20 protein-coding genes are annotated in these 22,105 nt (G+C 71.5%); 5 read left to right on the forward strand and 15 right to left on the reverse strand.

The window, feature by feature from the left end:
• Window positions 1-162: 162 nt before the first annotated feature.
• Both FHX74_RS05395 and FHX74_RS05400 read right to left on the reverse strand, forming a co-directional pair.
• On the reverse strand, window positions 163-2,034 hold the full coding sequence (locus FHX74_RS05395) for an acyl-CoA dehydrogenase (protein WP_182559097.1): 1,872 nt from the start codon (window positions 2,032-2,034) through the stop codon (window positions 163-165).
• Between the two features lie 107 nt (window positions 2,035-2,141).
• Window positions 2,142-2,483, reverse strand: coding sequence for a biopolymer transporter Tol (locus FHX74_RS05400; RefSeq protein ID WP_182559098.1), 342 nt, complete (start codon window positions 2,481-2,483; stop codon window positions 2,142-2,144).
• A gap of 59 nt (window positions 2,484-2,542) precedes the next feature.
• Here FHX74_RS05400 and FHX74_RS05405 point away from each other — a divergent pair, with 59 nt between their 5' ends.
• Complete coding sequence (locus tag FHX74_RS05405) at window positions 2,543-3,112, forward strand: type 1 glutamine amidotransferase domain-containing protein (RefSeq protein WP_182559099.1); 570 nt, start codon at window positions 2,543-2,545, stop codon at window positions 3,110-3,112.
• A gap of 104 nt (window positions 3,113-3,216) precedes the next feature.
• Here FHX74_RS05405 and FHX74_RS05410 read toward each other — a convergent pair whose 3' ends face one another.
• The 6 genes from FHX74_RS05410 to FHX74_RS05435 form a co-directional block, all read right to left on the reverse strand.
• A complete protein-coding gene (locus FHX74_RS05410; RefSeq protein ID WP_328823654.1) occupies window positions 3,217-4,029 on the reverse strand; it encodes an ABC transporter ATP-binding protein in 813 nt (270 codons plus the stop codon).
• Window positions 4,026-5,123, reverse strand: coding sequence for an ABC transporter ATP-binding protein (locus FHX74_RS05415; protein WP_182559100.1), 1,098 nt, complete (start codon window positions 5,121-5,123; stop codon window positions 4,026-4,028). Before FHX74_RS05415 ends, FHX74_RS05410 begins: the two co-directional genes overlap by 4 nt.
• Window positions 5,120-6,109 (reverse strand): ABC transporter permease, encoded by a 990-nt coding sequence (locus FHX74_RS05420; RefSeq protein WP_182559101.1) that lies wholly within the window; start codon window positions 6,107-6,109, stop codon window positions 5,120-5,122. Before FHX74_RS05420 ends, FHX74_RS05415 begins: the two co-directional genes overlap by 4 nt.
• Window positions 6,110-6,125: 16 nt before the next feature.
• Window positions 6,126-7,136: an ABC transporter permease gene (locus tag FHX74_RS05425; RefSeq protein ID WP_182559102.1), complete on the reverse strand. Its 1,011-nt coding sequence runs from the start codon at window positions 7,134-7,136 to the stop codon at window positions 6,126-6,128.
• A gap of 94 nt (window positions 7,137-7,230) precedes the next feature.
• Entirely contained in the window at window positions 7,231-9,072 is a 1,842-nt protein-coding gene (locus FHX74_RS05430) for an ABC transporter substrate-binding protein (protein WP_328823655.1), read from the reverse strand.
• Window positions 9,073-9,530: 458 nt separating this feature from the next.
• A complete protein-coding gene (locus tag FHX74_RS05435; protein WP_182559104.1) occupies window positions 9,531-10,589 on the reverse strand; it encodes a LacI family DNA-binding transcriptional regulator in 1,059 nt (352 codons plus the stop codon).
• 254 nt (window positions 10,590-10,843) lie between these two features.
• On the opposite strand from FHX74_RS05435, the gene FHX74_RS05440 reads away from it, so the two are divergent.
• Window positions 10,844-11,596, forward strand: a complete 753-nt coding sequence (locus FHX74_RS05440; protein ID WP_182559105.1) for a sugar phosphate isomerase/epimerase family protein — start codon at window positions 10,844-10,846, stop codon at window positions 11,594-11,596.
• The gene (locus FHX74_RS05445; protein ID WP_182559106.1) at window positions 11,596-12,714 is read left to right on the forward strand and encodes a Gfo/Idh/MocA family protein; all 1,119 of its coding nucleotides are present in this window, start codon (window positions 11,596-11,598) and stop codon (window positions 12,712-12,714) included. The genes FHX74_RS05440 and FHX74_RS05445 overlap by 1 nt, the downstream gene beginning before the upstream one ends.
• A 94-nt stretch (window positions 12,715-12,808) precedes the next feature.
• Here the strand turns inward: FHX74_RS05445 and FHX74_RS05450 are convergent, their stop codons facing one another.
• The 5 genes from FHX74_RS05450 to pdhA form a co-directional block, all read right to left on the reverse strand.
• Complete coding sequence (locus tag FHX74_RS05450) at window positions 12,809-13,003, reverse strand: hypothetical protein (protein WP_182559107.1); 195 nt, start codon at window positions 13,001-13,003, stop codon at window positions 12,809-12,811.
• A 3-nt stretch (window positions 13,004-13,006) separates the two neighbouring features.
• The gene (locus FHX74_RS05455; RefSeq protein ID WP_182559108.1) at window positions 13,007-13,225 is read right to left on the reverse strand and encodes a hypothetical protein; all 219 of its coding nucleotides are present in this window, start codon (window positions 13,223-13,225) and stop codon (window positions 13,007-13,009) included.
• A 211-nt stretch (window positions 13,226-13,436) separates the two neighbouring features.
• Entirely contained in the window at window positions 13,437-14,972 is a 1,536-nt protein-coding gene (locus FHX74_RS05460; RefSeq protein WP_182559109.1) for a dihydrolipoamide acetyltransferase family protein, read from the reverse strand.
• A 112-nt stretch (window positions 14,973-15,084) separates the two neighbouring features.
• Window positions 15,085-16,044: an alpha-ketoacid dehydrogenase subunit beta gene (locus tag FHX74_RS05465; RefSeq protein WP_182559737.1), complete on the reverse strand. Its 960-nt coding sequence runs from the start codon at window positions 16,042-16,044 to the stop codon at window positions 15,085-15,087.
• A gap of 11 nt (window positions 16,045-16,055) precedes the next feature.
• The gene (pdhA, locus tag FHX74_RS05470; protein ID WP_182559110.1) at window positions 16,056-17,234 is read right to left on the reverse strand and encodes a pyruvate dehydrogenase (acetyl-transferring) E1 component subunit alpha; all 1,179 of its coding nucleotides are present in this window, start codon (window positions 17,232-17,234) and stop codon (window positions 16,056-16,058) included.
• Between the two features lie 325 nt (window positions 17,235-17,559).
• Here pdhA and FHX74_RS05475 point away from each other — a divergent pair, with 325 nt between their 5' ends.
• Window positions 17,560-18,495 carry a serine protein kinase RIO gene (locus FHX74_RS05475; RefSeq protein WP_182559111.1) on the forward strand — a complete coding sequence of 312 codons (936 nt, stop codon included), beginning with the start codon at window positions 17,560-17,562 and terminating at the stop codon, window positions 18,493-18,495.
• Window positions 18,496-18,546: 51 nt separating this feature from the next.
• Here FHX74_RS05475 and FHX74_RS05480 read toward each other — a convergent pair whose 3' ends face one another.
• Both FHX74_RS05480 and FHX74_RS05485 read right to left on the reverse strand, forming a co-directional pair.
• On the reverse strand, window positions 18,547-19,728 hold the full coding sequence (locus FHX74_RS05480) for a Gfo/Idh/MocA family protein (protein WP_182559112.1): 1,182 nt from the start codon (window positions 19,726-19,728) through the stop codon (window positions 18,547-18,549).
• A gap of 362 nt (window positions 19,729-20,090) precedes the next feature.
• Window positions 20,091-20,636: a CGNR zinc finger domain-containing protein gene (locus tag FHX74_RS05485; protein WP_182559113.1), complete on the reverse strand. Its 546-nt coding sequence runs from the start codon at window positions 20,634-20,636 to the stop codon at window positions 20,091-20,093.
• A 95-nt stretch (window positions 20,637-20,731) separates the two neighbouring features.
• Between FHX74_RS05485 and FHX74_RS05490 the strand changes: the two genes are divergently transcribed.
• The gene (locus FHX74_RS05490) at window positions 20,732-21,733 is read left to right on the forward strand and encodes an EamA family transporter (RefSeq protein WP_182559114.1); all 1,002 of its coding nucleotides are present in this window, start codon (window positions 20,732-20,734) and stop codon (window positions 21,731-21,733) included.
• The last annotated feature ends 372 nt before the right edge of the window (window positions 21,734-22,105 follow it).

Here is a 22,105-nt window from a genome sequence, read left to right on the forward strand (position 1 = left end):
AGCGGCACGCCGTGCCCAAATCTGTCCTGCCCCGCCCGTCGAGCGCAAGGTCCTGCGGCGATCGTTCACCCGTTCGTCGTTCGCCTCCCGCGGACCGAGCCCGTCGAGGCAGCCCTGCGCCACGACGACGGGCTCAGCGCACGTTCCGGTGCACGACCTCGCTCAGAAGGCGGCCTCGTCCAGGTCCATCGCGCCGAGGTCGACGGCCTCGGCGATCGCCCGCTCGGCGCTGATCCGCGGCAGCTGGGTAGCGGCGAACCAGCGCGCCGAGGCCACCTTGCCCTCGTAGAACCACTGGTCGGCCGGGCTCAGCTCGCCACCGAGCTTGGCCAGGGCGACCTCGGCGCCGCGGAGCAGCAGCCAGCTGCAGATCACGTCGCCGAGCGCCATCAGCAGCCGGGTGGTGTTCAGCCCGACCTTGTAGACGTTGCGCGGATCGGACTCGGGCATCATCGGCACCGAGCTCTGCAGGTCGCCGACCATCTGCGCGACGATCTCGCCGACGTCCTCGAGCGCCTTGGCCAGCAGGGCTCGCTCGGTCTTGAGCTGACCGTTGCCGGCCTCGCTCTCGAGGAAGGCGGTGACCTCGGCCGACAGCGCGCCGAGCGCCTGCCCCTCGTCGCGGACGATCTTGCGGAAGAACAGGTCCTGGCCCTGGATCGCCGTGGTGCCCTCGTAGAGGGTGTCGATCTTGGCATCGCGGACGTACTGCTCGATCGGGTAGTCGGTCAGGAAGCCGGAGCCGCCGAAGGTCTGCAGCGACTCGGTGCCGAGCAGCGTCCAGCTGCGCTCCGAGCCGTAGCCCTTGACGATCGGCAGCAGCAGGTCGTTGAGCCGGTGGGCGGTCTTCGCCGTCTCCACGTCGCCGCTCGCCTTGGCCAGCGCCACCCGGTCCTGCACGGTGGCGGTGTAGAGAACCAGCGCACGCATCCCCTCGACCGCGGCCTTCTGGGTCAGCAGCGACCGCCGGACGTCGGGGTGGTGGGTGATGGTCACCCGCGGCGCGGACTTGTTGGTCTGCTGGGTGAGGTCGGGCCCCTGGACGCGGGTCTTCGCGTACTCGAGCGCGTTGAGGTAGCCGGTCGAGAGGGTGGCGATCGCCTTGGTGCCCACCATCATCCGCGCGTGCTCGATCACCTGGAACATCTGGCGGATGCCGTCGTGGACCTCGCCGAGCAGCCAGCCCTTGGCCGGGACGCCGTGCTGGCCGAAGGTCAGCTCGCAGGTGTTGGAGACCTTGATCCCCATCTTGTGCTCGACACCGGTGACGAAGACGCCGTTGCGCTCCCCGGTGAGCTCCCCGGTCTCGAGGTCGAAGTGCTCCTTCGGGACGACGAACAGGCTCAGTCCCTTGGTGCCCGGGCCGCCGACGCCCTCGACACCGGTCGGGCGGGCCAGCACCAGGTGGACGATGTTCTCGCTCAGGTCGTGCTCGGCCGAGGTGATGAACCGCTTGACGCCCTCGATGTGCCAGCTGCCGTCGGGCTGCGGGATCGCCTTGGTGACGCCCGCCCCGACGTCGGAGCCGGCGTCCGGCTCGGTCAGCACCATCGAGCTGCCCCACTGCCGGTCGACCATGAGCCGACCGATCTTCTGGTCGCGCTCGGTGCCGTTGGCCCAGATGACGAAGCCCATGCTCGGCCCCGAGGCGTACATGTAGACGGCCGGGTTGGCCCCCAGCACCAGCTCGGCGATGCTCCACTGCAGCGACGGCGGAGTCGGCTGGCCGCCGATCTCCTCGGGCAGCTCGACCCGCCAGAAGTCGGAGTCCATGTAGGCGGCGAACGACTTCTTGAAGCTCGCCGGCAGCGGTGCGGTGTGGGTCTCGGGGTCGAACACCGGGGGCGTCCGGTCCGCCTCGACGAACGAGTCGGCGATCTTGGTCCGGGCCAGCCGGTCCGCCTCGGTCAGCATCGCCTCGGCGGTCTCGACGTCGAGGTCGGTGTAGGGCCCGGACCCCAGGATCGCGCCGCGGTCGAACACCTCGAAGAGGTTGAAGGTGATGTCGCGGAGGTTGGTCTTGTAGTGGGTCATCGGAGGCGTCCCTCGAGGTGTCAGCTGGCTTCGGCGGCAGCGTCGGTGCGTTGTTACCGACGAGTAACTTCCATGATGCTACTCGCCGGTAACCAGCGCAAGTGGGGTCAGCCCCGGTTGCCGTCGGGGTCGAGGTCGGCGAGCTCGGCCAGGGCGGCCTCCCACCGGCGGCGGCGCTCGCCCGCGTCCTGCTCCCACCAGGGGGTCCCGCGCTCCCCGAGCCCGTGCTTGGCCGCGCCGACCCGGCGTCGGGCGGCGGCGACGGCGTCCTCGTCGCCGCCGGCCCGGGCCTGCTTGACCGCGTTGCGGGCCCGCCCGAGGAACCGGCGCAGCCGGGCGGCCTCGTCGGCGGGGATCAACGGGTCCTGCCGGCGCCAGCGGCGGCCGCCGACCACCAGCCAGCGCTCGTCCTCGGACGAGCGTGCTGCGTCGTCGTCGGAGCCGTCCACGAGCGGAGGCTAGTCCGGCCCGGTGCGGATCCCGGCGGACCGACGGGCAGACTCGGGGGATGAGCAATCCGACCACCGACCCCGCAGCCGTGAAGAACATCGCGTTCCTGGTCGCTCCCGAAGGGATCGAACAGGTGGAGCTGGTCGATCCCTGGCGCGCCGTGGAGGACGCCGGACACAACCCCGAACTGGTCAGCACCGCACCCGGACAGGTGCAGGCCTTCGACCACCTGACCGCCGCCGACCGGATGGACGTCGACGTCGTGGTGGGCGACGCCGACCCCGACCACTACGACGCGCTGGTGCTGCCGGGCGGGGTGGCCAACCCGGACGCACTCCGCCTGGACGCCGACGCGGTCGCCTTCGTCCGCGACTTCGTGGCCAGCGGCAAGCCGGTGGCTGCGATCTGCCACGCGCCGTGGACGCTGATCGAGGCGGACGTGGTCCGCGGGCGTCGGCTGACCTCGTGGCCGAGCCTGCAGACCGACATCCGCAACGCGGGCGGCGAGTGGGTGGACGAGCAGCTGGTCACCGACGGGAACCTGATCACCAGCCGCAAGCCCGACGACCTGCCGGCCTTCATCGGCGCGCTGCTCGAGGCGATCAATCATGGTGCCGCAGGCGCCTGATCGGACGGGTGCCGCAGGCGCCTGACCGACACGGACCCGAACAGACGCGAGACGCCGGCACCCCTGCGGGGGTGCCGGCGTCTCGCGCGTACCGGTGGTGGAGCTCAGTCGTGCAGCCGGGGCACGTCGCTGAGCAGCCGCCGGGTGTACTCGTGCTGCGGATCGAAAATCACCTTGTCGGTGGGACCCTGCTCGACCATCACGCCGTGCTCCATCACCAGCACGCGGTCGGCCAGATAGCAGGCCTGGCCGATGTCGTGGGTGATGAACAGGATGGTCATGCCCAGCTGGTCGCGCAGGTCGGTGAGCACGTTGAGCACGTTGACCCGCAGCGACGCGTCGAGCATCGAGGTCGCCTCGTCGGCCACCAGCATGGTCGGCGACATCATCAGCGCCCGGGCGATCATCACCCGCTGCCGCTGACCACCGGAGAGCTGGTGCGGGAACCGGTCGAGCACGTCCGGCCCGCTGAGCCCGACATGGTTGAGCGCCTCCTCCATCTTCGCCTGCCCCGCCTCGGCGTCCCCGAGCAGCCGGAGCGCCCGGCTGAGCAGCCGCCGGACGGTGAAGAACTGGTTGAACGCGCTGAACGGGTCCTGGAACACCGCCTGCACGTCCCGCCAGTAGGCGGTCCGGGCGCCACCGCGGAGCTTGGTGACGTCCCGGTCCTCGAAGGTCATCGTGCCGCTGGTGATCGGCAGCAGGCCGAGCACCATCCGGGCCATCGTCGACTTCCCGGAGCCGGACTCACCGACGATCGTGGTGATCTGGCCCTTGTTGAGGTCGAAGCTGACGTTCTTGACCGCTTCGACCGCCCGGCGGCCGTGACCGAAGGTCTTGTTGACCTCGCGGGCCGAGAACAGCGCCTCGTGGCTGCCGGCCAGCGCCGGGTCGTCCCGGACGACGGACTGGGTCACGCGTTCGCTCCCTCGGTCGTGGCGGCGTGTGCCGGGGTGGCGCCGGCCGCGGGCAGGTCGAGCTCGGTCGGGTCGTCGATGTGCCGCGGTACGGCCTTGTCGGCCGGGACCGCCTCACCCGGGTGCTGCGCCGACCAGAAGCACGCGCTGAAGGTCAGCTCGTCGCCGACGTGCGGTGGCTCCTTGGTGCGGCAGTCCGGCATCACCAGACCGCAGCGCGGGTGGAACCGGCAACCGGCCGGCGGGTTCGCCAGGTTGGGCGGCGAGCCCGGGATGCCCCGCACCCGCTTCTTGCGGAAGGCGGGCTCGGGCACCAGCACCGAGTTGAGCAGTGCCGCCGAGTACGGGTGCTTGGGACCGGTGGCGATCTCCTCGGCGGGGCCGATCTCGGCGATCTTGCCGGCGTACATCACCGCGATCCGGTCCGAGACCGTCCGGAGCACCGGCAGGTCGTGGGTCACGAAGACGACCCCGGACATGATCTTCTGCTCGAGCATCTGCTTGAGCATGTCGATCAGCGCCTTCTGGCTCGACACGTCGAGCGCGGAGGTCGGCTCGTCGGCGATCAGCAGCCGCGGGTTGAGCAGCGTCGAGATGATCGTCACCACCCGCTGCTTCATGCCGCCGGACAGCTGGTGCGGGTAGGCGTCGAGCACCCGGACCGGCAGCTCGAGCTCCTTGAGCCGGTCCCGGGCCCGGTCCAGCGCCTCGTTCTTGCTGATCCGGGCGTTGTGGGCCCGCATCACGTCGTAGACGAGGGTGCGGACCCGGAGCGTCGGGCTGATCGAGTTCATCGCGCCCTGCGGGAGCAGCGAGACCACCGAACCCCGCCAGGTGCGCGGGATCCGGCTGCCGACCGCGAGGTCCTGGGACTGGCCGTCGATCACCAGGGTGCCGCTCTCGACGTAGAGCGGGGCCCGCGCGGTGAGCGAGAGGATCGCTCCGAGGGTGGACTTGCCGCAGCCGGACTCACCGGCGACGCCGAGCACCTCGCCCTCGTCGATGTGGACGCTGACGTCGTCCACCGCCCGCACCTCGACCCCACCGGTCTGGTAGGCCGCGGTCAGGTGGGTGGCCTCGAGCAGCCGGGTCATGCGACACCTCCGTCTCTCACGGTCGACGAGCTCGCGCCGGCGGTCCGGCCGGCCCGACCCGGGGCCTCGATCAGCGGGCTGCTGCCGAGGGTCTGCGGGCTGGCCACGGCCGGCACCGGGGTGGCGGCACCACGCGGACGCTTGCGCAGCTTGCCGCGGCGGAGCCGCGGGTTGAACACCTCGTCGAGGCTCGACTGCAGCAGCAGCAGCGAGAACGCGACCAGGGTGAGCATGATCGTCGGTGGCAGGAACGCCCACCAGGCCCCGGTGCGGACCGAGCCCCAGGCGAGCGCCCAGTAGAGCATCGTGCCCAGCGAGGTCTCCCCGGACGGGCCGAGGCCCAGCATGCTCAGTGCCGACTCGGTGAGGATCGCCCCGGAGACCTGGAGCACGAAGGCCATCGCCACGTAGCTCAGCAGGTACGGGAGGATGTCCCAGAGCAGGATGCTGATCCACCGGGCGCCGGAGAGCCGGGCCACGTCGATGTGCTCACGGACGCGGATGCTGGTCGACTGCGCCTGCACCGCGCGGGCCGTCCACGGCCAGCTGGTGATGCCGATGACGAAGCCGAGGATCACCGCGTTCCGGCCGTTGAGGGCCACCGACAGCAGGATGACCACGACGATCGACGGGATCGCCAGCACGATGTTGGTGATACCCATCAGGATGTCGCTGACCACGCCGCCCTGGAAGCCGGCCACCAGACCGATGATCAGGCCGATGACCATGGCGATGATGCCGGCCAGCAGACCGACCAGCAGCGAGGTGCGGATGCCGTTGACCAGGTTGGCCAGGACGCTCTGGCCCTCGTTGTCGGTGCCCAGCCACATGGCCAGCTTGTTCATCGACGGGGCGTCGTAGAGCCCGCCGATCACCGCGTTGGGGTCGGTGCGGACGATGAACGGTCCGAGCACGCCGACGACCAGCACGAACAGGATGAGGCTGGCGGCCACCCAGAACCGCGGGGTGAAGTTGATCGCTTTCATGGTGTTCTCCTCTCGCTCAGCGGTCGCCGGTCTGGGCCGCGCGGATCCGCGGGTCGATGAGGCCGTAGGCGATCTCCACCAGGAAGTTCGCCGCCAGCACCGCCACCGTGATGATCAGGGTGATGGCCTGGATGACCGGGTAGTCGTTCTGGCTGATCGCGTTGAACAGTGTGGTGCCGATGCCGGGGTAGCTGAACACCAGCTCGGTGATCAGCGCGCCGCCGACGATCCCGCCGATCGACAGCGCCAGACCGGTCACCTGCGGGAGCATCGCATTCCGGAAGATGTAGCGGACGATCCGGTTGTCGCGCAGACCGAGGCCACGGCCGTAGTTGACGTAGTCGGCGCCGAGCTCGTAGATCGACATCGACCGCATGCCGACGGCCTGGCCGCCGACGAAGACGATCACCAGCGACCAGAACGGCAGCCACCAGTAGGTGATCGCGTCACCGAAGAAGGCCAGCGTCGGTTCCGGGCTGAGCCCGAAGGAGTAGGCGCCGCTGATCGGCAGCACCCCCAGCTTCACGCCGACGATGTAGAGCAGCAGGATGGCCAGGCAGTAGTACGGCATCGAGCTGGCGAACAGCGAGCCGACGAAGGCGCCGCGGTCGAACCAGCCGCCGCGGAAGGCGGCCACCGCGCCGAGCAGGTTGCCGACGATCCAGCCGACCAGGATGGCGGGCAGCTGGATGGCGATGCTCCACGGGAGCGCCTGGCCGACCAGCTTGTTGACCGAGGCCGGGTACTGCGCGAACGAGGTCCCGAGGTTCCCGTGAGCCAGGTTGCTCAGGTAGATCAGGAACTGCTCCCACATCGGCTTGTCGAGGCCGAACTGCTGCATGTAATTGTTGTAGACGGCCTTCATCTGCTCGCCGGTGGCACCACCACCGCGGGACATGTTGCTGACGATGGCGTCGACCGGGTTGCCCGGCACCAGCCGGGGCAGGATGAAGTTGAGCAGGAGGGCGACGATCAGCGCTGCGAGGTACCACAGCACCTTCCTGCCGATGTACTTGGCGAACTGCATGGGTTCCCCCGAGACCAGGTAGAGGAGCGGACACCGGAAACGCCTGAGCCCTCCGCGGGAGGTTCCACGAAGGGCTCAGGCGGTCACCGACGGATCAGGCCGAGACCTTCTTGATCTTGAAGAGCCACTGGATGCCCGCGCCCTGCCACATCGGCGGCGCGTACGGGTTCTTCTCGTCGGGGAAGTTGGTCCAGTTGCCCTCGACGTACTCGTAGAACTCCAGCGGGCGGTACATCAACGGCACCTGCGGGACGTACTCGCGGTAGATGGCGTCGAGCTTGTCGTAGGCCGCCTTCCGCTCCTCGTCCGTGGTCGCGGACCCCGCGGAGTCGAGCAGGCCCGCCACCTCGGAGTTCTCGAACCGGCCCCAGTTGGAGTAGGCGGACTTGCCGGCCCCCGGGATGCCCCGGCTGTCCATGGCGTCGCGGAAGCGGGTCCACGGGCTGGCCGGGCTGACACCCGAGTAGGAGTAGCAGGCCATGTCGAAGTTGCCGTTCTGCAGCGCGTTCGTCACGTTCGGGCTCTGCGGGAACTCGGTCACCGCGTCGATGCCGACGGCCTTGAGGCTCTTGGCCGCGACCTCGCAGGCGGTGTTCCAGTCGGTCCAGCCGGTCGGGGTGATGATCTTCCACGGACCCAGCCGGGTGCCGTCGGGCAGCGAGTAGACGCCGTCCGACCCCTTCTTGCAGCCGAGCTCGTCCTCGAGGATCGAGATCGCCTTCTTGGGGTCGTAGCTCCAGCCCTTGCTCTTCGCGTCGTCGGCGTTGAAGAACTTCTGCTCGAACCCGCTCGGCAGGATCAGGCTGGGCTGCGGCACGTCGGAGTAGCTCGACATGGCGGTGGCCACGATGGTCGCGGTGTCGATCGCGTAGGCGATGGCCAGCCGGACCTTCGGGTTGCTCAGACCCTTCTTGAGGGTGTTGATCTGCAGCAGCGGGATGTTGCCCGGCAGGTAGTACGGCTTGTCCTTGAGCCAGGTGCCGGCCGGGAGCTTCTGGTTCTCCCAGAGCTTCCAGATCTGCGGGGTGAAGGTCTGCGAGGCGTCGATCTTCTCGCCCTGCAGCGCCAGGTCGGCGTCGCCGTTGCCCGAGAAGATCGGGTGGTTGATCGCGGTCATCGGCGGGGTGCCGAACACCGTCTTGCCCCAGTAGTTGTCGTTGCGCTTGAGCGCGACCTGGGTCTGGTCGGCCTTGTCCAGCAGGAACGGGCCGCTGCCGACGGGCTGCTCGTTGGTGTCGGTGAGCAGCTTGCTCGAGCCCTTCGACGACCAGATGTGCTTCGGGATGATGTAGGTGCCGGCGATCGCGTTGCGGATCGGCAGCATGTTCAGCGGCTTGGTCTTGCCGGTGAACTGCACGGTCTTGGAGTCGACCGCCTTGACCGAGTCGAGGTAGGTCCAGACGTTCGAGTAGCTGACCGCGGTGTCCTTGGCGAGCTCGAAGGTGTACACGACGTCGTCGGCGGTCAGGTCCTGGCCGTCCGACCACTTGGTGCCGTCCTGCAGCGGGACCACGAGGACGTTGCTGCCCTTCTCCTGCAGCTCCTTGCCCAGACCCGGCTGCAGCGAGCCGTCGAGCAGGTTGAAGCGGAGCAGGGTCTCGTAGATCAGCTGGCTCTGGCCACCACCGGTGGGCCACGCCGGCGACGGGCCGAGCGGGTTGAAGTTGGTGGGCGGGCCCCACTGGAAGCCGGACACGAAGAAGGTGTCACCGGCGGTGCCGGAACGCCCCTTCGAGCCGCCGCTGCCACCGCTCCCGCTGCTGTTGCCGGTCTGTGCGGTGCCACAGCCTGCGGCGCCGACGCCCACGGCCGCGGCGCTCACCCCCAGGCCGGCCAGCGCCAGGAACCGCCGGCGGCTGGTCTCCCAGGTCGCGCCCCAGCGGCTCTCGTCGCCGCCGTCGGGCCCGAAGGGACCCTTCTCGTTGGCATCGGACACGCGTGTTCCTCCTTGAACTCGGCCCCAGCGGCCGAATGGCGATACGAAGTGTTGATCTTGATCCGGCATCAGCCGGGTCCCCAGGTGCCGGATCCGGGTCGCGCACTCGACGGCGACGTCCGTCGGGCAACCCGCTCCGCGACGTCGCGATCCTGTCTCGATACCCGGGCCTTGCAGGCCCGGGGCCAACCCATCACTTAACCGGTTCGGCTGTCAAGGACGACACCCGAATCGTTATCCCGCCGCGTCCCACAAGATCAGCGCGATCTCAACCAGGGCAGGGATAGCGGCCCTGCCGAGGCGGTGGTGAGGTGACTGACGGGCCCGCGATGGCGGTTCCGGCAGGTCAGGATGACACATCCCGGCGGCCGGCGTGGCCGTTGTCGAAAGAAAATCGATTCAGCGGCGCGTCGCCCGGTGCCCGGGCCTCAGGGAGCCGGCGGTCACCCAGCCGGCGCTCAGGCGACCGGTGCCGGTTCTCGGCAGGTCAGCGTGGTCGGCGCCGGGCCGGGCGGCGGGGCGGTGCTGCCGCGGGCCAGCATCACCGGGGTGCGCTCCTGGAAGGTGCCGATCGCCGCCCCGTCGACCAGGTCGGTCACGCGGCGGGCGACGTGCGCGCCGAAGGCGACCACGTCGTGGCTCATGGCCGAGAGCTGCGGCGTGGTGATCTCGCACAGCGGCGACCCGTCCCAGGCCAGCACGCTGACCTCGCCAGGCACGTCGATCCCCATCTCGTGCAGCACGCCGAGACTGGTCACCGCCATCAGGTCGTTGTCGAACATCAGCGCCGTCGGCCGGTCGGGGCCGGTCATCAGCGCGCGGGTCGCCCGGCGTCCGGCGTCCGCGGAGAAGTCGGTGTGCTCGATCCGGGTCTCCAGCCCCAGTCCGGCGCCGACCGCGAAGAAGGCCTCGTCGCGGACCCGGGTGTGGGCCAGGTCGCCGAGGCCGGCCACCCGGCCGATCCGCCGGTGGCCGAGCCCGGCCAGGTGCCGGACGGCCTCGGCCATCGAGGCCCCCTCGTCGATCCACACGCAGCTCAGCCCCTGCGCGTGCTCGACCGAGCCGACGCAGACCGCGGGCAGCTCGAGCTCCTTGAGCAGGCCCATCCGCGGGTCGTCCAGCCGGAGGTCGACCACGATCGTCGCGTCCACCCGGCGCTCGGACCACCACCGCCGGTAGATGGCCAGCTCGCTGTCGAGGTCGGGCACCACCTGGAGCAGCAACGCCGAGGCCCGGTCGGCGAGCACCGACTCGATGCCGGCGACGAACTCCATGTAGAACGGCTCGGCCGCGAGCACCCGCGGCGAGCGGGCCAGCACCAGTCCGAAGGCGTCGGTCCGCGACCCGGAGAGCAGCCGGGCGGTCCGGTTGGGCGCCCAGCCCAGCCGGTCCGCGACGTCGAGGATCCGGGCCCGGGTGCTCTCCGAGACCCCCGGACGGCCGTTGAGCGCATAGGAGACGGCGCCCTTCGAGACACCCGCCTCGCGGGCGATGTCCCGGATGGTGATCCGCTCCATCACGAACCGTCCCTTCCTGGCCGTTTCCAGTCCGGAGCCCCTGGTCTGGAACTGAACCGGTTCGGTAGTGTGGCGCGAGACCAAGTGATAGCTCCGGAAGTCGGTCGCCGTCAACCACCAGGCTTCCCCAGCGCGGTCCGTGTCACCCGCTCCGTCGCGGGCCACCGGCAGCCCGCTGGGCGCCGGGCCCGACCCTCCGGACACCCCGTAACACCCGTCCGATCTCGTTCCGCGTCCAGAGGAGAACCCTGCCCATGCTCAGCACCGAGAACCTCTCGGTTCAGCTCTACACCGTCCGGGAGGCGCTGTCCGACGACGTCGACGCCACCCTGGCCCGGCTCGCCGCGGCGGGCTACCAGCTCGTGGAGCCGTTCGCGTTCACCAAGTTCTTCGACGGCCTGAAGAGCGGCCTCGCCGCGCACGGGCTGTCCGCCCCGACCACGCACGCCAGCCTCGTCGACGCCGACGACGTGGACGACACGCTGGCGGCGGCCAAGGAGCTGGGCATCCAGACGGTGATCGACCCGCACACCGACCCGAAGCGCTGGAGCAGCGCCGAGGAGGTCGCGAAGATCGCGGCCTCGCTCAACGCGGCCGCCGAGAAGGCCGCGGCGCACGGGCTGAGCGTTGGCTACCACAACCACGCCTTCGAGCTCGAGAACAGCATCGACGGCCGGCACGCCCTCGAGGTGTTCGCCGACCACCTCGACCCGGCCGTCCGGCTCGAGGTCGACACCTACTGGGCCTACGCGGGCGGCGCCGACGTGCCGGCCCTGCTGGGTCGGCTCGGTGAGCGGGTGCTGGCCATCCACATCAAGGACGGCGACGGCACCAAGGACGTCAAGAACCAGACCGCGGTCGGCTCCGGCTCGCTGCCGGTGTGGGACTACATCGACGCGGTGCCGAACCTCGGCTACGGCGTCGTCGAGCTCGACGACAGCGCGACCGACCGGTTCGTCGCGGTCGAGGAGAGCTTCAGCTACCTGAGCAAGGGGAGGAACGCCTGATGAGCAACGCGAGCACCGGCAAGACCGGACCCGTCGGCGTCGGCATCATCGGTGCCGGCGTGATCAGCAAGACCTATCTGGAGAACCTGACCTCGTTCCCCGACGTCCAGGTGCTGGCCGTCGGCGATCTGGTCGAGTCGGCGGCGCAGGCCCGCGCCGGCGAGTTCGGCATCGACACCCACGGCGGGGTCGACGCGGTGCTCGGCCACCCGGACGTGGAGATCGTGGTCAACCTGACCATCCCGGTCGCGCACGCCGAGGTCGCCCAGAAGGCGATCGAGGCCGGCAAGCACGTCTGGAACGAGAAGCCGCTGACCCTCGACCGCGACTCGGGTCAGGCATTGATCGACGCCGCCGAGAAGGCCGGCGTCCGGATCGGCTGTGCGCCCGACACCTTCCTCGGCACCGGTCTGCAGACCACCCAGAAGATCATCGAGCGCGGCGACATCGGCACCCCGCTGACCGCGCTGACCCTGATGCAGAGCCCCGGCCCGGAGTCCTGGCACCCGAACCCCGCGTTCCTGTTCCAGGAGGGCGCCGGTCCGCTCTTCGACATCGGCCCGTACTACCTGACCGCGCTGGTGCAGATGCTCGGCCCGGTGGCCACCGCCTACGCGGTGAGCTCGAAGTCGAAGGCGCAGCGGACCATCGGTTCGGGCCCGAAGGCCGGCGAGGTCTTCGACGTCACCGTCCCGACCCACCACGGCGCCACGCTCTCGTTCGAGAGCGGCGCGTCGAGCCAGGACATCTTCAGCTTCGAGTCGTCGGTCGGCCGGATCCTCTTCGAGATCAACGGCACCGAGGGCACCATCGCGGTGCCGGACCCGAACATGTTCCAGGGCGAGATCAAGGTCCGCAAGGCCGGCTCGGACGACTGGGAGACCGTCGCCGACACCAAGGAGCTGTCCTCGCGCGGCACCGGGGCGCTCGACATGGCCCGGGCGATCCGTGAGGACCGTCCGCACCGGGCCACCGGCGCGCTCGCGCTGCACGTGCTCGACACCATGCAGTCGATCGCCGAGTCCGCCGAGCGCGGCGCCCCGGTCGAGGTGAAGAGCACCACCGATCGTCCGGCCGCGATCCCGGACGACTGGGACCCCAAGGCCCGCACGGTCTGAGGTCCACCCGACCGCAGCAGAACACCCCGCACTCGCCGGCTCCTCGGAGCCGGTCGGGTGCGGGGCGTTCTGTGGTTCCGGGTCGACGCAGCCGTCAGGGCTGGGCGTCCTCGTCGAGGATGTCGTTCAGCGCCTCGCGGACGGCCTGCCGGGTGGCCAGCCGGACGGAGGCCGCCCGCTGGATCTCGGCGGTGTCGGCGTCCTCGATCCGCTGGCGCTCCTCGCGCTCGGCCTCGAGCGCGCGGTCGCGCGCGTAGCGGATCCGTTCGGTCAGGTCACCGTCGGTCATGCGTCAGCTCTCCTCCTCCAGCTTGAGGGCCACCCCGAGCGCCATGAAGGTCGGCGCCCAGTGCCCGATGAAGATGCCCCAGCGGTCGGACTGGGCCTTGTCATCGCCCTTCTTGGCGCGACTGGAGAAGTAGGTAGCGAGCGACAGGCCGATCGAGGCGAACGCACCGATGTAGGCGTACTCGCTCTTGAACCCGGCCTCGGACAGCTTCTTGATCAACATCGGGTGCTCCTGTGGTTCGGTGGTGGGTCACCGGGGATTCGTGCCGGGGCCCTCCTCCGGACGCGCCCACCCGGAAACCGTCCGGCCGACGCTCGTGGTATGCCTCCCTCTGTCCGGGGAGTTACCCCGGACGGCCCGGGCCGAACCCGGTCGGTGCCCCCAGTGCAGCAGGCCGGTCAGTGCACCACGGCCAGTCCGTGCAGCAGGGCGGTCAGTGCAGCAGGGCCAGCCCGGGGTCGCGGAGGATGTCGGCGACGTCGACCAGGAACCGCGAGCCCTGCTCGCCGTCGGCCAGCCGGTGGTCGAAGGACAGCGCCAGGGTGGCCACCCACCGCGGCGCGACCCGCTCGTCCGCACCGGTCCCGACCACCCAGGGCCGACGGTCGATGGTGCCCACCGCGAGGATGCCCGCCTCGCCGGGATTGAGGATCGGCGTCCCGGCGTCGACCCCGAGCGGTCCGATGTTGGTGATGCTGAAGGTCCCGCCGGCCATCTGCGCCGGCTGGGTGCGTCCGGCCCGGGCGGTGCTGACCAGCTCGCCGGTGGCCGCGGCCAGCTCCACCAGCGACAGCCGTTCTGCGCCCTTGATGTTGGGCACCACCAGCCCGCGCGGGGTGGCGGCCGCGATCCCCAGGTTGACCCCACCGTGGAAGACGATCTCCTGGTTGGCCTCGTCCCAGCTCGAGTTGAGCTCGGGGGTGCGTCCGAGGGCCAGGCAGACGGCCTTGCTGATGATCAACAGCGGCGAGACCCGCAGGTCGGCGAACTCCTTGCGCTGCTTGAGTTTCGCGACCAGCTCCATCGTCGCGGTGACGTCGCAGGTCAGCCAGACCGAGACGTGCGGGGCGGTGAACGCGGACTGGGTCATGGCCAGGGCGGTGGCCTTGCGGACCCCCTTGATCGGGACCCGACGGTCCTCGCCGGCGAGCCGGGCCGGACGGGCGGGACCCGCCGACTCGGGCTCGTCCTCGGCCGCAGCCGGCTCGGCCAGGTCCGCCTGCGGTGCCGACGTGCCCGAGACCGCGGCGCGGACGTCGTCACGGGTGACGATCCCGCCGTCGCCCGTCCCGGTGACCGTGGTCAGGTCGACGCCCAGGTCCTTGGCCAGTTTGCGGACCGGCGGCTTGGCCAGCGGTCGGCCGGCCTCGACCACCGGGGTGACGTCGACACCGGCGGTCGGCGGGGTGGCCGGGCCCGGCGCGGGCAGCGGCGCGCCGTGCGGCTCGTCCGCGGTCGGGGTCAGCGGGTGCACCTCGTCCGGACGGTGACCGACCGGGTGGTCGGTCGCGAAGGAGTCCGCGACACCGGCGCGACTCGCCGTCTCGGCCGGGTCGACGGCCGGGTCGGCGCCGGGGCGTCGCGGACGGCGACGGGTGCCGCCCTCCCGCGGCCCGTAGCCGACCAGGTTGGCCACCCGGGTGCCGGAGGCCTCCGGGTCGGCCAGTGCGGGGACCAGGTCGTCGGTCGGCGCGTCGGCCGCGGCGGGGCCGTCGACCGGTGCGGGCGTCCCGCTGCCGTCGTCGATGGCGATGATCGGGGTGCCGACGTCGACGGTGTCTCCCTCGGCGACCAGCAGCCGGGCCACCCGTCCGGCGAAGGGGATCGGCAGCTCGACCAGCGACTTCGACGTCTCCACCTCGACGACGATGTCGTTGATCTTGACCTCGTCACCCTCGGCGACCCGCCAGGTGACGATGTCGGCCTCGACCAACCCCTCACCGGGGTCCGGCAGCCGGAACTCCTTCACGCGCGGTCCTTTCCCGGATCCAGCATGATCGACTCGGGCATCATCACGACGGCCGTGATCGTCGGGCTCATGATCATCGGGCTCATGATCATCGGGCTCATGATCATCGGGCTCAGTAGGCCAGCGACCGGTCGACCGCGTCGAGCACCCGGTCGAGGTCGGGCAGGTACTCGTCCTCGACGCGGCTCGGCGGGTAGGGCATGTCGTAGCCACCCACCCGCAGCACCGGCGCCTCGAGCGCGTAGAAGCACTGCTCGGTGATCCGGGCCGACAGCTCGGCACCCATCCCCAGGTTGAGCGGCGCCTCGTGCACCACCACCGCGCGACCGGTGCGCTGCACCGAGCCGACCACGGTGGCCAGATCGAGCGGCGACAGCGAGCGCAGGTCGACGACCTCGAGGTCGCGTCCTTCCTCGGCGGCCGCCGCGGCCGCGTCGAGACAGGTCTTGACCATCGGGCCGTAGGCGAGCAGCGTCAGGTCGCGTCCGGGTCGGACGACGGTCGCGCTGTGCAGCGGGACCGGGCTGGCCTGCTCGTCCACCTCGGCCCGCTCGTGGTAGCGGCGCTTGGGCTCGAGGAAGACCACCGGGTCGTCGGAGGCGACGGCCTGCTGGATCATCCAGTAGGCGTCGACCGGGTTGGAGCATGCGACGACCTTGAGCCCGGCGGTGTGCGCGAAGTAGGTCTCGGGCGACTCGCTGTGGTGCTCGACCGCGCCGATCCCGCCGCCGAACGGGATCCTGATCACCATCGGCATCCGGACCCGGCCGCGCGAGCGGTAGTGCATCTTGGCGACCTGGTTGACGATCTGGTCGAAGGCCGGGAAGACGAAGCCGTCGAACTGGATCTCGCAGACCGGCCGGTAGCCGCGGAGGGCCATCCCGACCGCGGTGCCGATGATCCCCGACTCGGCCAGCGGCGAGTCGATCACCCGTGCCTCGCCGAAGTCCTTCTGCAGCCCCTCGGTGACCCGGAAGACACCGCCGAGCTTGCCGATGTCCTCACCGGCCAGCACCACCTTGGGGTCGGCTTCGAGCGCGCGCCGCAGGCCGGCGTTGAGCGCCTTGGCCATGGTCAGCCGGGTCACCAGGCCACCTCCGTCCCGGTCGCGGCGGCGTCCTGCCCCGCCTCGGTGAAGGAGTCGCGATAGGCCTCGTACTCGGCCCGCTGCTCGCGCAGGTGCACCGGGGTGTCGGCGTACACCACGTCGAACAGCCCGGCGAGGTCCGGATCGGGCAGCGCCAGACAGCGGGAGCGGACGTCCGCGGCCAGCTCGTCGGCCTCGGCGTCGATCGCGGCGAACCAGTCCGGACCGGTGTCGGTGTGGCGTTCGAGGTAGGCCCGGACGCGGGCGATCGGGTCCTTGAGCCGCCAGTGCTCGAGCTCGTCGGCCAGCCGGTACTTGGTCGGGTCGTCGGAGGTGGTGTGCGCACCCATCCGGTAGGTGTAGGCCTCGATCAGGGTCGGTCCGCTGCCCGAGCGGGCCCGCTCGAGCGCCTTGCTGGTGACCGCGTGCACGGCGAGCGCGTCGTTGCCGTCGACCCGGACGCCGGGGAAGCCGAAGCCGGCCGCGCGCTGGTAGAGCGGGATCCGTGACTGGCGCTCGATCGGCTCGCTGATCGCCCACTGGTTGTTCTGGCAGAAGAAGACGATCGGCGCGTTGTAGGAGGAGGCGAAGACGAACGCCTCGCTGACGTCGCCCTGGCTGGTGGCGCCGTCGCCGAGGTAGCCGATCACCGCGGCGTCCTTCTCGGGGCTGCCGTGGCCGACCAGACCGTCGCGCTCGAGCCCCATCGCGTAGCCGGTGGCGTGCAGGGTCTGGGCGCCGATGACGATCGTGTACAGGTTGAAGCGGGTGTCGATCGGGTCCCAGCTGCCGTGGCTGACGCCGCGGAACAGCTTGAGCAGGTTGACCGGGTCGACCCCGAGCGTCCAGGCGACCCCGTGCTCGCGGTAGGTCGGGAAGACCGAGTCGAGCGGACCGAGCGCCCGCCCGGAACCGATCTGCGCGGCCTCCTGGCCGAGGCAGGACGCCCACAGCCCGAGCTCGCCCTGACGCTGGAGCGCGGTGGCCTCGGTGTCGACCCGGCGAGTCAGCAGCATGTCGCGGTAGAAGCCGGCGATCGCCGCGTCGTCGCCGTCGAAGGCGTAGTCGGGGTGGTCGACCCGCTCACCCTCGGGGGTGAGCAGCTGGACCAGGTCGACCTCGGCCGGTCCGCTCGGGAACCCGGGGCCCCGGTGGTCCGGAAGGGTGTCGCTCATCTGTGCCGTGTCCTCTCGCCTCGTCGCGGGGTGACCGCAGGGGTGGCGGTGACGACCGGCGGGTGGTGCCCCGCGGCTGTCGGTGCCGCCCGGTCGCCGGTGCGGGTACGGGTGGCCCGCGGACGACCGTGGCGTCAACGTACTCCCGGGCCTCGGCCGCTGGGAAAACCACTTGCGTGTCCTGGTTTCTCCTCCGGAAGATGGCGCCCGATCAGTCAACCGGCCCCGGACCAGCGCCGCGGGCCCGCCCGGAGGAGGTGTGTCGTGTCCGTCGCCGCCCTCGGTCGTGCCCTGCGACCGCCCCTTCTCCGGAGAGATCCTGATCATGAACGCCACCTTCCCGGCCGACCGGCCGGGTCCCGAGCGGCTGCCCGACGCGGGCCGCTCGACCACGCACGACTTCCTCGCTGAGTCCTTCCCTGCCGACGACCCCGCCGACGGTTCCTGGTTCGCGTCCGCGGGCTTCGAGCTGCCCGACGACGAGCTGCCCCCGGGCCAGCGCTGGTCCCGCTACGACGAGATCGGCGTCCTGACCGGACCCGAGCCGGTGCCCGGCTGGGTGGTCACCGAGGACGCGGCCGTCGAGACCGAGCTCGGCATCCTCAAGACCGGCAAGGAGGCCGACGTCTGGCTGATCGACCGGGCCGTGCCCGGCCGCGCCGATCGTTCCTGTCTGCTCGCGGCCAAGCGCTACCGGGACGCCCAGCACCGCCAGTTCCACCGCGACACCGGTTACACCGAGGGACGCCGGGTGCGGAACAGCCGCGACCGGCGGGCGATGGCCAAGGGCACCCGGCACGGCCGGTCGGTCGAGTCCGGGCAGTGGGCGGTCGCCGAGTTCGACGTCCTCGCCCGGCTCTGGTCGGCGGGACTGCCGGTGCCCTACCCGGTGCAGCTCGACGGCACCGAGCTGCTGCTCGAGTTCGTCACCGGCGAGGACGGCGAGGCGGCGCCGCGGCTCGCCCAGACCCGTCCGGACGCCGAGCGGCTGTCGTCGTACTGGGAGCAGCTGCGGGCGGCGATGCAGGCGCTGGCCGCGCTCGGCCTCGCCCACGGCGACCTGTCGCCGTACAACCTGCTGGCCGCCGGCGACCGGCTGGTGGTGATCGACCTCCCGCAGGTCGTCGACCTGGTCGGCAACCCGTCGGGTCCGGACTTCCTGGCCCGCGACTGCCGCAACGTCTGCAGCTGGTTCACCGCACGCGGGCTGCCGCAGGACCCGGACCTGCTCTTCGGCGAGCTGATCAGCTATGCCTGGTGAGTCGGGCGGACCGGTCCGGGCTCACCCGGTCCGGGCTCAGCCTGTCCGCGCTCAGCCGGTCCGAACCGGGACCCAGCGGCGCTCGGCGGCCGAGGTGACCATGGCCTCGACCACCCGGGCGGCCCGGGCCGCGTCCTCGATCGTGGCGCCGACGTCGGTGCCGCTGGCGATCCCGGTGAGCAGCCGGTGCGCCTCGATCACCTTGAGGTCGTCGTAGCTCATGGCGATCCCGGCGCCGGGCTGGAACCGGGCCAGCTCGGCGTCGCCCGGCCGGACCAGGCGGGTCTGCCAGGACGCGTCGACGTGACCCTGGCGACCCGCGCCGCCGAGGCAGACGTCGAGCTCGCCCATCCGGCGGAAGTCCCAGCGGAGCGCGCCGTCGCTGCCGTGGACGGTGATCGCGTAGCTGCACTGCTCGCCCACCGCCACCCGGCTGGCCACCAGCGACCCCCGGACCCCGCCGGCGAAGCGGAGCAGCGCGGCGGCGTAGTCCTCGTTCTCGACCGGGAGCGGCGGGCCGTCGCCGGCGACGTGCGCGTGCCCGGTCGAGGCGCCGGCGGCCGGTGGCCGCTCGGGCACGAAGGTGGCCGTCTCGGCGACCACCTCGGTCAGCTCGCCGACGAGGTGGCGCCCGAGGTCGATGCCGTGGCTGACCAGGTCGCCGAGCACCCCGGACCCGGCCTCGGCGGCCCGGAACCGCCAGGACAGCGGGCCCGACGGATCGGCGGAGTAGTCGGCCAGGAAGCTCAGCTCGACGTGCTCGACGGCGCCGATCCGTCCCTCGGCGATCCAGGCCCGGGCCAGCTCGACGGCCGGGGCGTTGCGGTAGTTGAACCCGGCCGCCGACCGGACCCCGGCGTCGCGGACCGCGGCGGCGATGGCCTCGGTCTCGGCCGCGTCCCGTCCGGCCGGCTTCTCGATCCAGAGGTGCCGGCCGGACTCCGCCACCGCCACCCCGACCTCGCGGTGCAGGAAGTTCGGGCCGGTGACGCTGACCAGGTCGAGGTCGTCGCGGGACAGCAGTTCGCGCCAGTCGGTGTGGGTCGCCACGCCGTACAGGTCTGCGGCCCGCGCCAGCCGGTCGTCGGGCGCGTTGTCGGCCACCGCCACCAGCACCGGGCACACCGGCAGCTCCGGGTAGTGCTGCCGGACCCGGGTGTGGGCCCGGGCGTGCACCTGACCCATCCAGCCGAGCCCGACGATCCCGACCCGCAGGGGTGTCACCGCCGTCATGGCCGCGACCCTAGTGGCGCGCTCCGCGCGTCCGACCCGCTCTCCCCCGACGCCGCACCCCCTACGTCCCGCTCTCCCCCGACGTCGCATCCCCTACGTCCCGCTCTCCCCCGACGCCGCACCCCCTACGTCCACCTCGCACCGGATATAGGGGGTGCGACGTGGCTGCAGGCGGTGCGAGGTGGGGTTTCGCGGGCCGGGTGCGGTTTCGCGGGCTGGGTGGGGGTTCGCGGGCTGGGTGGGGTTTCGCGGGCCGGGTGGGGTTTTGCGGGCCGGGTGGGGTTTTGCGGGCCGGGTGGGGTGGCGGGTGAGAGTGCGGAGCGGGGGTGGAGGCCAGAGCGCGGGAAGTCCGGCCGACCCGGTCAGCCGGCAGTGCGCTTGCGGGCCCGGTAGGCCGCGACGTGGGTCCGGTTGGCGCAGTTGCCGGTGTCGCAGAACCGCTTCGAGCTGTTCTTGGACAGGTCGACCAGCACCGCCTCGCAGTCGGCCGCGGCGCAGGTCTTGAGCCGGGCGAAGTCACCGGCGCGGAGCAGGTCGACGAAGCCCATCGCCGCCTCGGCTCCCAGCCGGTGGGCGAGCGGCTGGTCGGACGCGGTGACGTGCAGGTGCCAGTCGACGTCGTCGTGCCGGGTCAGGTAGGGCCGGGCCTCGGCGTCGGCCAGGATCGCGTTGACCAGCGGCACCGCGGCGTCGGCCGAGCCGGCCCGCCAGACGTCGTGCAGGCGGTCCCGCAGCTCCTGCACCTCGACCAGCTCGGTCCGGGTTCCGCGGCGGACTCCGCTCATGCGGTGCTCGTCCAGCCAGGCCAGCAACGCGGGGACGTCGGGCAGGTCCTCGGTCTCGACGCCGGTGTTGACCAGCGCGGCCGCGGTGACCAGCGCCTCCTGTGTGTCATGGGCGTACAGCATGTTGACTCCTGACAGTCCGCGGCCCTAGGGTCATGATCGAAGGGATTTTAGCTCCTGACGACGACGCGCGGAGGAGCCGACGGGAGGAGCGGGCGATGAGCACCGAGGCGACGCTGGTCGAGGCGGGCGTCGGGACGACGTCCCCGACCGCGACCGTACGACCGACCGGGGGCGGGGTGCTGCTCGCGCTCGGCGCGGCCGCGGCGTTCGGCTCGTCGGGCACGCTGGCCCGCTCGCTGCTCGACCTCGGCTGGTCGCCCGCGGCGCTGGTCGCGGTCCGGCTCGGCGGCGCCGCGCTGGTGCTGCTCGTGCCGGCTCTGCTCGCCGCGCGGCGGTGGCGGCCGAGCCGGCGGTCGGTGCTCCGGCTGGCGCTCTACGGTCTGGTGGCCGCGGGCGGCGCCCAGTTCTGCTACTTCAGCGCGATCCAGTACCTGCCGGTGGCCACCGCGATCCTGATCGAGTTCACCGCCCCGATCTGGCTGATCGCGGTCTACGCCGTGCTGCACCGGCGGCGGCCCTCGCCGCTGGTGCTGCTGGCCGCCGCGCTCGCCCTGGTCGGGCTGGTGCTGGTGCTCGACGTCCTGCACGCCGGCGCGGTCGACCCGCGCGGACTGGCCTGGGCCCTCGGCGCCGCCGCCTGCGCCTGCGGCTACTTCCTGCTCTCCGACTCCACCGGCGGTGCGAGCGAGGCGACCGGTGGCACCGAGGACGAGATCCCGCCGGTGCTGATGGCCGCCGCGGGCACCGGGCTGGGCGCGGTCTTCGTGCTCGCCGTGGGCGCCACCGGGCTGATGCCGCTGGCCGCCCGGACCGGCACGGCCCGGCTGACCGGTCTCGACCTGCCCTGGTGGGCGGCGCTGGCCGTGCTGGTGGCGGTGCCGACCGTGCTGGCCTACCTGCTCGGGATCGCCGCGATCCGCCGGCTGGGCGGGGCGTCGGCCTCCTTCCTGGGGCTCGCCGAGGTGCTGTTCGCCGTGCTGTTCTCGGCCCTGCTGGTCGCCCAGCGCCCGGGGGCGGTGCAGCTGGCCGGGATGGTGCTGGTGATCGCCGGGATCGTGCTGGCCCAGCGACTCCCGACGCCCGGGGCGCGCCGCTGAGCACGGCGTTCGCGAGAATGCTCCCGTGGGCAGATGGCGGAGTCTCGAGGTCGGCGGGCGACGGGTGCTGGTCACCGACGGCTCGGCCCGCGCGCTCGGCACCGTCACCGAGCTCCAGCACGCCGGGGCCCGGGTCACGGTGGCCGCGCCCGGAGCGGCGGCGCTGACCGACCTGGCCGAACGCGGGCTAGTCACGGTGACCACGGCGGTCGACGTCCTCGAGCCGGGGCTCGCCCTGGTGGTGCTGGCCGGCGGTCCCGACGACGACCGGCTGGCCGGCCTGGCCGCCGACGCCGGCCTGCTGGTCACGACCGTGGCCCGCGACGTCGCATCCGACGTCCCCGTCGAGCTGGACGACGAGGCCGCGCGCGG

Origin of the sequence: Microlunatus kandeliicorticis (assembly GCF_014137855.1) — a bacterium.
Lineage (GTDB): Bacteria > Actinomycetota > Actinomycetes > Propionibacteriales > Propionibacteriaceae > Microlunatus > Microlunatus kandeliicorticis.